The organism is Stenotrophomonas sp. NPDC078853, assembly GCF_044901215.1.
GTDB classification, from domain to species: Bacteria; Pseudomonadota; Gammaproteobacteria; order Xanthomonadales; family Xanthomonadaceae; genus Stenotrophomonas; species Stenotrophomonas lacuserhaii.
The window spans coordinates 76085-89109 of sequence record NZ_JBJDOQ010000016.1 but is presented as its reverse complement, the minus strand read 5'-3'; the positions used below and the strand labels follow the sequence as shown (position 1 = coordinate 89109).

Annotated in this window: 6 protein-coding genes; 2 read left to right on the top strand and 4 right to left on the bottom strand. The window is 65.4% G+C overall.

Features of this window, described 5'->3' with window-relative positions; all coding sequences use genetic code 11:
* Nucleotides 1-83: 83 nt before the first annotated feature.
* Complete coding sequence (locus ACI2JH_RS15635) at nt 84-2480, bottom strand: GH92 family glycosyl hydrolase (RefSeq protein ID WP_319278493.1); 2397 nt, start codon at nt 2478-2480, stop codon at nt 84-86.
* 478 nt (nt 2481-2958) lie between these two features.
* Here ACI2JH_RS15635 and ACI2JH_RS15630 point away from each other — a divergent pair, with 478 nt between their 5' ends.
* Entirely contained in the window at nt 2959-6024 is a 3066-nt protein-coding gene (locus tag ACI2JH_RS15630; protein ID WP_404736645.1) for a TonB-dependent receptor, read from the top strand.
* Nucleotides 6025-6156: 132 nt separating this feature from the next.
* Here ACI2JH_RS15630 and ACI2JH_RS15625 read toward each other — a convergent pair whose 3' ends face one another.
* Both ACI2JH_RS15625 and ACI2JH_RS15620 read right to left on the bottom strand, forming a co-directional pair.
* Nucleotides 6157-7749 (bottom strand): calcineurin-like phosphoesterase C-terminal domain-containing protein, encoded by a 1593-nt coding sequence (locus tag ACI2JH_RS15625; protein WP_404736644.1) that lies wholly within the window; start codon nt 7747-7749, stop codon nt 6157-6159.
* A gap of 106 nt (nt 7750-7855) precedes the next feature.
* Nucleotides 7856-10699: a TonB-dependent receptor gene (locus ACI2JH_RS15620; protein ID WP_404736643.1), complete on the bottom strand. Its 2844-nt coding sequence runs from the start codon at nt 10697-10699 to the stop codon at nt 7856-7858.
* Between the two features lie 158 nt (nt 10700-10857).
* Between ACI2JH_RS15620 and ACI2JH_RS15615 the strand changes: the two genes are divergently transcribed.
* A complete protein-coding gene (locus tag ACI2JH_RS15615; RefSeq protein ID WP_101100543.1) occupies nt 10858-11640 on the top strand; it encodes a DeoR/GlpR family DNA-binding transcription regulator in 783 nt (260 codons plus the stop codon).
* A 232-nt stretch (nt 11641-11872) separates the two neighbouring features.
* On the opposite strand, the gene ACI2JH_RS15610 is transcribed toward ACI2JH_RS15615, so the two are convergent.
* Nucleotides 11873-12898 carry an amidohydrolase family protein gene (locus ACI2JH_RS15610; RefSeq protein ID WP_404736642.1) on the bottom strand — a complete coding sequence of 342 codons (1026 nt, stop codon included), beginning with the start codon at nt 12896-12898 and terminating at the stop codon, nt 11873-11875.
* Nucleotides 12899-13025: the final 127 nt, after the last annotated feature.

The following is a 13025-nucleotide window of genomic DNA, read 5'->3' as shown; positions in this document are numbered from 1 at the left end:
CCCTGAGCTCTGGATAGGTACCTGAATCATAACGGCCCCAGCCGCGCGTGCACGGTCATGCGCAGCACGGGCGGCCGAATGCCTCACTTCAGGACGCTGCCGGGTGCGGCGCAGAACGAGACCGGCAGGTCATTGACCGCCGTGCCCCAGCCCTGTTCCGGCGCCTGCGTGCCGAGCGACCACTGCAGGGTCGGGCCAGCGCGCAGCGCTTCCCAGTCCAGCCACACCGCGGACTGCGCGGCGCCATCCACTTCCACGCCCTGCACGTACTGCAGCGTGCGACCGTCCGCGCCGGGGGCGCGCAGTTTCAGCGTGCGGCCGTTGCCCAGCGCCACATCCACCTTGGCAAAGCGCGGCGCGTGCAGCAGGAACTCACCACTGCCGGGCACCGCCGGATACAGGCCCAGCGCACTGAACAGGTACCAGGCCGACATCGTGCCCAGGTCATCGTTGCCGGTCACCCCGTTCGGGGCGTTGGTGAACAACTGCTGCGCTGCGCGGACCACGGTGGCGGTCTTCCACGGCTGGCCGATCAGCGTGTACATCCACGGCGCATGCAGGTCCGGTTCGTTGTTGGGGTTGTAGCGGTACTGGTTGTAATAGCTGTAAGGGCCCACCACCCATTCCTTGCGCGCGGCCTGCAGCGGATCGGCCAGCAGCGCATCCATCGCGAAGAACGCATCCAGGCGCTTGCCGGCCTGCTCGCGGCCATGCATCGCCTCCACCAGGCCCGGTACGTCCTGCTGCGCCAGCCACTGGTACTGCCAGGCGGTGCCTTCATGGAAACCATGGTGCGAGCGCGGGCTGTAGTGGCCGTCGGACGGCGCATACCACTGGCCACCGTCGGTGCGCGGACGCGGGAAGCCGGTGAAACCGGTCTCGTCATCGCGGACCGACACATCCCACACGTTGCGCCAGTTACGCCCACGGGCACGCAGGGTCGCCGCGTCGGCGGCATGGCCCAGGCCATCGGCCATCTGCGCCAGCGCACAGTCGGCCAAGGCGTATTCAAGCGTCGCCGAACCGCCATGGTGCGGGTCCACGTCCATGCCCTTGGATGGGAACGCGCGGTCATACACCACGTAGCCCTTGTCCAGGTAGGACGGGTTGCCCGAGCGACCTGCCGCGCGGGAGTTCAACGGCGGCACGTCGAACGCATTGCGGCGCAGCGCCGACCAGGCTTCCTGCTCGCGGCCTTCCAGCGCGCCGAAGCGCCACAGGTCGGCCATGAACGGCGTGACCGGATCGCCGGTCATGATGTTGGTTTCGAAGTTGGCATAGCCCCAGCGCGGCAGCCATCCCCCCTGTGCATCGATGGCCAGCAGCGTGCGGCCAATGTCACGCGCCACCTGCGGGCGGGTCAGCGCCAGCCACTGGTTCTGCGCGCGATAGGTATCCCACAGCGAGAAATACTCGTAGTACGTCCAGCCGTCGGCACGATGGATCGCATCGTCGTAGCCACGATAGCGGCCGTCGGCATCGCTGCCCGTCAACGGTTGCAGGAGCGCGTGGTACAGCGCGGTATACAGCACCGTGCGGTCGTCCTTGCTGCCCCCGTCGAGCTTCACCGTCGACAGTTCTTCGCGCCAGGCGTCCTGCGCCAGGCGGCGCATGCCATCGAAGCCGAGCAGCTTGCCGCCCTGCATGCCATCGCTGCGCAGGTTGGTGCGCGCACCTTCGGCATCCACGTGCGAGATCGCACTGACCGCGGTGACGGCGCGGCCCTGCGCCATGTCGAAGGTCAGCCAGGCACCATTCGGCTTGGCCTCGCCTTGCATGCTGTGGCGCGCGCCGGGCAGGCCGCGCTCTTCGCCCCACACCCCGTGTGCGGTGAACGGACGGTCGAACTCGATCCGGAACCACGTCGTGTACTGATGGCCACCGCAGAAACTCTTGGTGACCAGCTTGCCTTCCACCACGCGGTCGCCGACCACGTCGACCACGCTGCCGATCACCGAATGGCGTTCGTTGGCCTGTCCGACATTCACCAGCACGTGGCCTTCTTTCTGTCCGGCGGCGAAGGTGTAGCGTTCGGCGGCGGCGCGGGTGCGCGCGGTGGCTTCGGCATCGATGCCGCCGTAGCCAGTCAAGCGCACGCGGTAGTAGCCGGCCTGGCCGACTTCACCGGCATGCTCATAGGTGGACGCATAGGCCTTGTGGTCGAAAGCCTTGGGGTTGGACGTATCGAAATCGCCGCCTGCCCCGATGGTGCCGGTGACCGGCAGCACCGAGACCTGACCGCCCTGCTCCCAGCAGCCCGCACCGGACAGGAACGAATGGCCGAAGCCGCGGATTTTTTCGTCGTCGTAGCGCCAGCCGGCGTAATGGCTGCCGATCGGGCTGACCTGGATCAGGCCGAACGGCGCCGAGGCGCCCGGGAAGGTGTTGCCATCATCCTTGCTGCCGATGAAGGTGTTCACTTCGCGCTCCAGCGCGGCCGGCGCGGCCTGCAGGGCGGGCGCGGCAGACAACGCGATCACGCACGCCAGCGAGGCGATGGGCGTGAAGGCACGCAGGGGAAAACAACGTCGGAAGGTCACGTTCACGGGCTCCTTGGCGGGCGTTGGCAGATCGGGATCCGAGCCGACAGGCCCGCGTCGCGGGAGGTCGGCCCGATGCCTGTTCGTCGATTTAGATCGATTGAAGTAAACATGACCGTCTGTCCTCGCGCATCCTGCAGCGCAACATGGAACACCGCCCACCGGGGCGCGGGCGAACTGCAAACGTTTTCATATTGCGCAGCAGCATGCGACTTGAGTCAGGCCGTGTTAAAAAATGCGCGGCAATCGTTTAGATCGATCCAACTTCAAACGGTCACGATTGCCGGGTTCGGAATCCGACAGCAACGCCCCCAGGTGCCCTGTCTCTCCCGCCCCACGCTTGCGGTCTCGCGTCAAAACATAAGATCGATTCAAGTATTTCGTATCAGCCAACGGTTCGATCCAGGAGAGGGAGAGAATGAATTACATGTCACACAAGCACGGTTGCCACGCCCTGTCGGCAGCCATCGCATTTGCCTTGGCGGCCACTGCGGCGCCGGCGTTCGCCCAGGACGCAGCACCCGCCACCCCCGCCGCTTCGCCCAGCGCCACCACGCTGGACAGCGTCAATGTCACCGGCTACCGCTACGCCATCGAAAAGAGCCTGCAGCAGAAGCGTGACGCCAATGCCGTGGTCGAAGTCATCACCGCAGAAGACGTCGGCAAGTTCCCCGACAAGAACGTCGCCGATGCGCTGCAGCGCGTGCCCGGCGTGGTCATCACCCGCGATGGCGGCGAAGGCAAGAATGTCAGCGTGCGCGGCCTGGATGCCGACCTGACCCTGACCCAGTTGAACGGCAACTACATCGCCACCTCGGAAACCAACAACGAGGCTTCGCGTTCGTTCAACTACACCCTGCTGCCGTCGAACATGCTGGAGAGCGCGGAGCTGTTCAAGTCGCCCGAAGCGCGCATCGACGAAGGCGGCATCGGCGGTACGGTGATCCTGCATACCCGCCGCCCGCTGGAAATGGAAGCCAACTCCGGCTTCGTCAACATTGAAGGGGTCACCTCCGATACCAGCGACAGCGTGGATCCGAACCTGTCGGCGATGTACGCCTGGCACAGCAAGGACGAGCGTTTCGGCGTGCTGATCGGGGCGACCAAGCAGAAGCGCACCAACCGCAGCATGGAAGTCACCGTGGATGACTACCAGTGGTACGGCGCCGGCACCGAAGCAAAGGACGCCTACGGCAATACCCTGCCGCAGGATGGCATCCATTACTGGTGGGGCGAGTCCGGTTTCAACAACCAGACCGGTGGCAACTACAGCGAATTCTTCATGCCGACGTCGGTCAACTTCGGCGTGCGCGAAGAAGAGCGCGAGCGTACCGGCGGCCAGTTCACCTTCCAGTTCAAGCCGGTCGACAACCTGACCGTCACCGCCAACTACTTCCGCTTCGAGCTGTCCGGCGACTACACGCTGAACCAGGCCAAGATCCCGGAGTGGAACATCGCCCGCTACAACGGCGATGGCAACTGGGCCGGCGGACGCCTGCTCAATGGCATGGACTTCGATTCCAGCGGCAGCGTCGTCACCGGCGCACAGTTCGAGAAGCTGCCCGGCAAAGCGTACTACTGCAGCGAAGCACAGGCCGCTGCCGCCGGCATGGCGCCGGGTGGCTGGGGCCCGGATGACTGCACCATCCCCACCCCGCAGCTGAGTGGTGCCTACAGCCGCGAAAAGGCGCTGTCGCAGACCGGCGACCTGACCGTGGACTGGGAAATCAGCCCGCTGTCCAAGGTGACCTTCAAGGGCGGCCGCACCTGGTCCGAAGGCGGCCCGTCGATCAACTTCCGCATGTCGGCCAAGCCGCGCCGCCAGGTCGATGGCGTGTGGCAATCCGGCACCAGCTACAGCGCGTACGACCTGACCGGCACGCCGTCGGCCACGTTCTCGCCGGACCTGCAGGACCAGCTGATGGCCGGCATCGCCGAGATCGACACCGGCTCGACCGATTCGTCGTGGCGCGAGACCAGCATCGAACAGAACTACTTCCAGGCCGACTTCACCCGCCTGTTTGAAAGCGGCTTCATCGATTCGTTCCAGTTCGGCGTGAAGTACCGCGACGGCAAGGTCCATCGCAACACCGGCAACACCTACTGGGCCTGCCAGGGTGCTGATCCGAACGATTACGAGGCACGCTACCAGGCCGGCAACTGTGCCGATCCGGAAAAGAGCGTGGCCCAGCCGGGCTTCTTCCTGTCCAGCCCGATCGACGACATCGCCGGCGGCTTCGACGCCAACGTGATGCCGGGCATCAACTTCCCCGCCTACCTGGCCTACCTCAACGAACGCTACGGCGGCATGCAGAAGCGGATCGAGCCGGACTTCGTCTACGACGTCAACGAGAAGATCTACTCGACCTACTTCCAGGCCAACTTCCGCACCGAACGCGTCCGCGGCAACCTGGGCGTGCGCCTGGTGCAGACCAAGCAGCACGCGGCATCGAGCGACTCGGTCGAGCGCTTCATGGACTACTTCGTCGACGGCGCCGACGGCAATCCGCTGGCCTGCCCGACCGGCGCGCCGCCGGCTGGCACGGTCTGCGAATCCGGCTTCGTGCGCCGCGACGTGCGCGAAAAAACCTACGAGCAGTCCTCGCTGGACAAGACCTACACCGATGTCCTGCCCAGCTTCAACATCGCCTGGGACATCACCGAAAACCTGGTGCTGCGCGGCGCGGCGTCCAAGGTGATCGCACGTCCCGGCTATACCAGCATCGCCTACCCGGGCGGCCTGGAGTACATCAGCGAGGAATACAGCAACGACCGCCGCGTGGCCGGTGGCACCACCACCCCGGGCTGGTACGGGTCGGGCAGCAACAAGCAGCTGGAGCCGTTCGAGGCCCTGCAGTACGACCTCGGCCTGGAGTACTACTTCAAGCCGGGCGCGGTCGCCGGCGTGGCCCTGTTCCGCAAGGACGTGGACAACTTCACCGTGCCGGTGGTGACCGACCAGCAGATGGACGTGGGCGGCGAGATGGTGACGGTGCAGAACTACTCCACCGAGGCCAACGGCCGTGACGGCGTGTCGCAGGGCGTGGAAATCTACGGCCAGTACACCTTCGACATGGGCTTTGGCATGCAGGCCAACTACACCTACAACGACACCAACCTGGCCTCGATCGTGCTGGACGGAGAGAACATCGGCGCTTCGCCGCTGGTCGGCAGCGCGAAGAACCAGGCCAACGTGACCCTGTTCTACGAGAACGACAAGTTCCTCGCGCGCGCGTCCTACAACCGCCGCGGCGAAGTGGTCGGTGGGCTCAACAACGGCATGACCGTGTTCACCGAGCCCTACGAACAGCTGGACCTCAATGCGGCCTACAACCTGACCGAGGCGTTGACGCTGACCGCTTCGGTGCTCAACGCTACCAAGTCAGAACAGCGCATGCACCTGGGGGGCGACACCAAGGCCCGCCTGATCTCCAACATCTACAGTGGCCGCCAGCTGTACTTCGGCCTGAATTACAAGTTCTGAGCTGAAAAAACCCCGCCTCGCGGCGGGGTCCGTTCTCTCCGCGGCAGCCGCGCCTTGATGGGCGGCAGCCGTTTTTTTTCTGCGGCCCGCTGCGCTCGCCAACCACTGGCCGGCGCTACCCTCGCCAGCTGCTCAGGGCTGGGCTGACTGCAACGCGTAACGGGTGCTGGCGGTGTAGACCGAACCATCCGGCTGGGTCGCGCGCACGTCCACCTTGTGCTCGCCAAGGGCCAGGTCGGTGGCCAGCGCGCCGCGCCACAGGTGCGGCGACGGGGTGGCTTCGGGCGAACGGTCATAGCCACGCAATGCCGGGGCCAGGTCGTCGGCCACGTTCTCCGCCAGCAGCCGCGGATCGCCCTGGCGCACCTGCTTCATCGGCTGCCAGGGGCCGCCGTCGATGCGGAACTCCACGCGCGTGGCAGCCTCGCCCATGTACACGTTGGCGAAAACGCCCCAGGCCGGGTAAGCGCCCTGGCGCAGCACCTTCGGCGCATGCAGGCCGATCTGTTCGCTGTCCGCCGCACCGGCCACGCGGTACTGCAGTCGGTACGTCCCGTTGCCGGCCACATCCAGCAGCGCGTAGCCCTTGGGCGTGCCATCACTCATGGTGCTGTCGGGCACGCCACGCCGATCCTTGACCCCGGACCAGAACGCGCCGCAGTTGGCGCCGACGTTGTACTCGTGCAGCGGCTTGTCGCCGTGCCAGCCATCGGCCGCGGCGTGGTAGTAGTGCTGCTGGGTATGGCTGTGACCGCTCAACAGCAGCACGTTGCTGAAAGGCTTGAGCATCTCGAACAGGCGCTGGCGGTCGGCATGGCGGAAGGTTTCGCGACCCGGTGCGGCATCGAACAGCGGGATATGCATCCCGAGCACCAGCAGGCGGTCGTGCGGCACGCCCTTCAGGTACTGGCCGAGGAAGGCGAACTGATCCTCACGCAGCCCGCCGATGTAGGTCGGCCGGGCCGCCGGATCGTAGACCACATCGTCCAGGAACACGAAGCTGGCGCCGCCCTCTTCCACTGCATAGGTGTCCGGTCCGTACACCGCACGCCAGCTGTCCAGCGAATGCTCATCATGGCCGGCGTCGAAATCCAGGTCATGGTTGCCGGGGACATGGAACCACGGGACACCGAGCTGGGTGGTCACCTTGTTGATGGCCGGATACAGCGACAGGTCGTCGTTGACGATGTCGCCCAGCGTGGTGCCGAGGCGCGCCTTGGTCTTTCCCACCAGCGGACTGACGATGGATTGCTCGTAGTAGCCTATGTCACCCCGCGTTGCGGTCTGCGGATCGGTGAACACCAGCATCTGGAAGCCGCGGCGGTTGTCGTGTTTTTCAGGGGCGAGCGCGAAATCGTAGGCAGTAGCGGGTGTGCTGGTCGGCGCGATGCCGCGGTACTTCAACACCGGCGACCCCTGCGGGACGTGGTGGCGCCAGAATGCGGGCAATCCATCCGAACCGGCTGGAATGCGGTAGCCGTCGGGCTTGATGATGAACACGGTATCGCCGGCCTCGACCGGCAGGCGATAGCTGCCATCGGCGCTGGTGCGCACGATGCTGCGGCCGTTGGAGACCTGTACGCCGCCCATGCCCGGATCGGTCGGCCCGCGACCGGACTTGCCATCTCGTTCCTGGTAGACCCGTCCACTGACGGTGACCGCGTCGGCCCATGCGGGCGCGCTGGTGAGGAGCAGGCAGCACAGGCCTGCAGCATGCAGTTTCATGACCGGGGGCCCCGTGGCAAAGACGGGATAGTGTAATGGCCGATGATGACCATCTGCCCAGCGATGCGCATGGCGTGCCGGCCGGAAAGCCGGCACGCCATCGAGATCAGAAGCGCGCGCTGAAGCCGAGCGTGAACGAACGGCCGTAACGGTAGTAGCCCTGCGAAAGCAGCGGATTGCCGTTGATGCTGTAGGTCTGCGCTTCGTCCAGCAGGTTCTGGCCCTGCAGGCTGACGCTGAACATGTCGTTGATCTCATAAGAGATGCTGGCGGTGAGCCAGGTGATCTCATCGGCCTGTTCGTTGTAGCCCGCGCCCAGCACGTTGGTGGCCGTCACGAAACCATCGCTGTAGTCGGCGGTGGTGCTGATCGACCACGGGCCCTTTTCATACATCAGGCCCAGCGAGTAGACCGACGGGGCAATCCCTTCCAGCGGACGTTCTTCCCCTGCCACGAAGCTCTTGGACCAGTTGCGGGTGTACTGGGCGCGGAAACCCAGGCCGTTCTCCCAGAAGTGCTGCAGGCCGGCTTCCAGGCCATGCACCTTGGCGTAGTCGCCGTTGATCGGGCGCATCACGTTGAACAGATAGCCCGGCACGCCGATGTCCTGGCCCGGCTCCCAGCTGGTGGTGATCTGGTTGGAAATGCGCTTGTAGAACACCGCCATGTTGGCGATGGACTGTTCAGCGAAGTACCACTCCAGCGACACGTCACCCTGCTTGGCGGTATACGGCTTGAGGTCGACGTTGCCACCGTAGATCTGGGTGAACTCGCCCCAGGACACGCTGGCGGTGGTGTTGGTCGGGGCCAGCTTGTCCACTGGCGGGCGGGCCATGGTCTTGGCCGCGCCCAGGCGCAGCAACAGCTCATCGGTGAAGCGCCAGGTGAAGTTGCCCGACGGCAGGATGTAGCGGTAGCTGCCGTCCTGCTGCACCGGGGTGGGATCGGCATAGCGGGCGGTGTAGTTGAACGCGCCGTTCTCGGTGATGCCGATGATCTTCGCATCCCAGGCTTCGGCGCGGGTCTGGGTACTGACCACGCGCACGCCTACGTCCGCGCTCCAGCGATCGCCGGACAGATCGGCCTGCACGTAGAACGCGTTGGTCTTCTCTTCCACGCGGTAGCTTTCCAGCGGATTCCATTGCGGCGCGGCGTTGGCGAAATCGTAGACCGTGCCATCCGGGCGCGGGTTGCCGTTGTAGGCCTCCAGGCTGCTGAGGTAATTGGGCACGTCAAAGCCCAGGAAGCTGCGCGGGAAAGTGGAACCGACCTTGTTCATGAAGTTCGGCAGCGACAGGGTGCGATCCAGCACGCCGCCGCCCAGGTCGCCGACGTTGATCGCGTTGTCCACCGAGTAGTAGTCGGCACCGCCGTTGAGGGTGTTGTTGACCAGGTCACGGCGCTTGCTGCGTTCGGTGCGGGTCATGCCGAAGTTCAGGCTGTCGATGCCCCACTGGCCCACGTACAGCTTGCCGCCGACGGTGCCGCCGGTGATCTCATCCTTGATGTTGTCGCCGCGCAGTTCCATGTAGTGCGTGTTGAAGTCGCTGTCGTTGAACTGGCCGTTGGCCAGGCCGGTGGACAGGTCACGACCATCATCGAAGGTGGTGGTGACATTCGGCACGGCGTCGCGGGTCAGGTCGATGCGGGTCACGTTCGGCTGGTTCATGCGCAGCACCACGTAGGTGTCCTGCCCGCCGGACTTGCGTTCAGAGGTGGAGCGGTACACATCGCCGGTCATGGTCAGGCTGTCATTGACCTTCCAGCTGCCGTTGATGCCGAACAGGTCGGTGTCCACCACGCGGTGTTCGGTCTGGTTGAGCAGCTCCGGGTTCATCCGCTGCTCCGGATCCGGGTTGTCCATGGTGAAGCCGGTGACGATACCGTTCTGCACGTTGATGTCCGACCAGCGGCCGGGCGCGAACAGCGGATAGAACGACTGCTGGTAGGACACCTGCGGCGAATCCAGCCGGGTCTTCAGGCCGTCCACCACGATCCGCACGTCATCGTTGGGACGCCATTCGAACTTGCCGGAAAACGCCTTGCGCTTCTTGTCTTCCTGCACCGTACCGACGCGGAACTGGCCCGGTGCGATCAGCCCGTATTCTTCAGGGTCCAGTTCGCCGTTGCCGTTCGGGTCGATGTTGCCCCCCCAGGCATTGCCGCCCCAGCTGGGGTCGGCAGGGTCCGGGTTGCGGGTCCAGCCGCCGTCGTTGCCGGCGATATCGGTGCGGTCCTTGCGCTCGGCGTACACCGCGCCGATCAGCAGGCCCATGGTGTCATCGACGAAGGTGTTGCTGTAGGTCGCGGAGAACTTGCGGCCGTTCAACTCGGACATCTGGTTGTGGTCGCCCTCGGCACGCACGATGGCGTGCTGGCCCTTGTTGTCGAACGGGCTGGCCGAACGCAGGTTGATCAGCCCGCCGATCGCACCTTCGGTCAACGCAGCCTGGGCCCCCTTGACCACGTCGGCCCCACTGATCACATCGGAGGGCAGCACGTCGTAGGCGAAATCACGGCCGGCACCATCGGTGGCCAGGATGCGGTTGTTGAAGGTGGTCAGGGTGTACTCCGGGCCCAGCCCGCGCACGCTGACTTTCTGGCCTTCGCCACCGGCGGTGCGGGTGATGGAAACGCCGGTGATATGGCTGAGCGAATCGGCCACGTTGTCATCCGGGAACCGGCCCAGCTCCAGCGCGCTGATCGAATCCTGCACGGTGGACGCATCGCGCTTGAGCTCGGTGGAACGCGCCAGCGCGGCGCGTACGCCACTGACCTGGACCGTCTGCAGGTCGATCGGGCCCTCGCCTGCGGGTGCAGCGGCCTGCCCGGTCGAGATGTTGGCCGGGACAGGTTCGGTGGCCTGTTGCGACCACGCGGTAGCGGGCAGCAGCAGGGCAAGGGCAATTCCATGGTAAAGACAGTGGCGGTGCGGACGGACGGCGTTCACGGGCTCTCTCTCCTGAGGCATGAAGCATAGGACGGCGGGCTGTGGGGGCCTGGCTGGTGAAACAACGAAACCGAGCGTATATGAGGTTTCGTTTTGCATCAATAGCGAAATGTAACGAAAACCGCCATACTCTGGAACGTTTGAAAGGAGCTTTCTGCATGGTCGCCACCCGGGACACCAGCCATCGCCGTCAACAGATCAGTGAACTGGTACGCCAGCACGGCAGCGTGCAGGTGTCCTCGCTGGCCCAGCAGTTCGGCGTCAGCCTGCAGACCGTGCGCAAGGACCTGCGCTATCTCTCCGAACGCGGGGTGATGGCGCGCGCCTACGGCGGCGGCATCGACAGTGGCGCGGTGGGTCCGGCCCCGGCGGCAGAACCCCATTACGAAGCCAAGCGCACTGCCTACCTGGATGAAAAACGCCGGATCGGGGCGCGCGCAGCGGCGATGGTGCAGCCAGGCGACACCATCGCCATCGACTCGGGCACCACCTCGATGCAGCTGGCCGAGGCGCTTCCGGACATCGACCTGACCGTGGTCACCAACGATTTCGGCGTGTTGACCGTGCTCAGCCCGAAGACCCGGATCAACCTGGTGATGCTGGGCGGCGAGCTGCGCCGCAAGAACATGGCCTTCTACGGTGGGCTGACAGTGGAAGCGCTCGATGCGCTGCACGTGGACCTGCTGTTCCTGGGCGTGGATGGCTTCGACCTGGAGCGCGGCATCACGACGCATTACGAACCCGAGGCGATGCTCAACCGCAAGATGGTGGAAGCCGCGCGTGCGGTGGTGGCGATCACCGACAGCTCCAAGTTCGGCAAAGTCTGCCTGCACCGGATCATCCCGGTATCCGGGCTGGACGCGCTGATCACCGACACCGGCGCGCCTGGCGAGGTCGCCGACGCCTGCCGTGCGCTGGGCGTGGACCTGCAGCTGGCCTGATCGCCCGCCCGGTAGTGACGGCCGCTGGCCGTCTGCTTCCGCTGTCGGTGGGTGACGACCGTTGGCCGTCTGCTTCCGCTGTCGGTGGGTGACGACCGCCGGCCGTCTGCTTCCGCTGTCGGTGGGTGACGACCGTTGGTCGTCTGCTTCCGCTGTCGGTGGGTGACGACCGTTGGTCGTCACGCTCCTGCTTCCCGCTGCGCTCGCCGGGCATGGCTCGGCGCTGCCCGACTTACAGCTTGAACTCGCGCGCCGCGTTGCCGTAGTACACCTTGTCGATCACCGCGCGCGGCAGCGACAGCCCTGCCACGTCCGCCTCCAGCACCTCGATCCGCTGGCTCTCGCCGGTCGCCAGGTAGCGCCAGTCCGACTGCCATACCGCGTGCGTTTCCGCCTTGAACTGCGCCGCATCCGCGCCGGGGGACTGGGTCAGGTCGGTGCCGTACAGCAGCCGGTCCTGGTAGCGGATGAAGAAATCGCGCACCTTCGCGCGATCAGCGTTGGACTGGTACTGCACCTGGCTCATGCGCGCGGCCAGGTCGACCGTGGCCTGCGGAAAACGATCCAGGAAGGCGGCCAGCACATCCACGTCGTACTCCAGGCTGGCCATGTGTGCACCCACCACGCGCAGCTGCGGATGGGCGGCGACGAAGCGGTCGCGCACGGCCATCAGCTCGGCATGCGAAGGCTGCTCGGGGTGCAGGAACATGTGGTACTGCGGATGCTTGGCGAAGTACTCGCGATCATTGTTGGTGGTCATCTTGTCCAGCGGCAGCCAGCAGTTGTAAGGCTCGCCCTGGTGCGCGATCAGCGGCACGTCCAGCGCGCGCACGTGCTCGGCCACCGGGGAAAGACCTGGATCATCGAGCATGATCGCCCTGCCCTGCGCATCCCTTTCCACCATGCCGATGTTCTTCCACACCTTCACCGCACGCGCGCCCTCGGCCACGTCACGGTCCAGCGCGGCGTTGACCTGGCCGGCCCAGCCTTCACTGCCGTAGCCCTTCATTGAAAACGTGGTCGCCCAATGGAAGTGGCCCGGATCCTGCCGTGCCTGCGCTACTGCGATCGCGCGCTGGTCCTGCAGGCTGGGGAAGTCGGGGTAATCCACATTGATGGAGAGCAGCCCGAAGTTGTCCGCGCGCGACTGCTCCAGCAGCGCTGTACCACGGTCGTTGGCATGCACGTGCGCGTCGAATTTGCGCACCGTGGAAAAGTCCGCCATCGCATAGGACGGCCCGCCGCGCCCCTCTGTCATGGCGGTCGCACTCGGGTCTGCTGGCGGCGTTTTTTCCGGCGTACAGCCCGCCAGCACCACCATTCCGACCACCGCACACCCGGTCCAGCTACGCAGGTTCCACCGCATGACGCCCTCGCTTATACAT

Coding starts and splice junctions, on each gene's coding strand:
- ACI2JH_RS15615 (WP_101100543.1), top strand. CDS start 10,858: ATGGTCGCCACCCGGGACACCAGCCATCGCCGTCAACAGATCAGTGAA.
- ACI2JH_RS15610 (WP_404736642.1), bottom strand. CDS start 12,898: ATGACAGAGGGGCGCGGCGGGCCGTCCTATGCGATGGCGGACTTTTCC.
- ACI2JH_RS15630 (WP_404736645.1), top strand. CDS start 2,959: ATGAATTACATGTCACACAAGCACGGTTGCCACGCCCTGTCGGCAGCC.
- ACI2JH_RS15625 (WP_404736644.1), bottom strand. CDS start 7,749: ATGAAACTGCATGCTGCAGGCCTGTGCTGCCTGCTCCTCACCAGCGCG.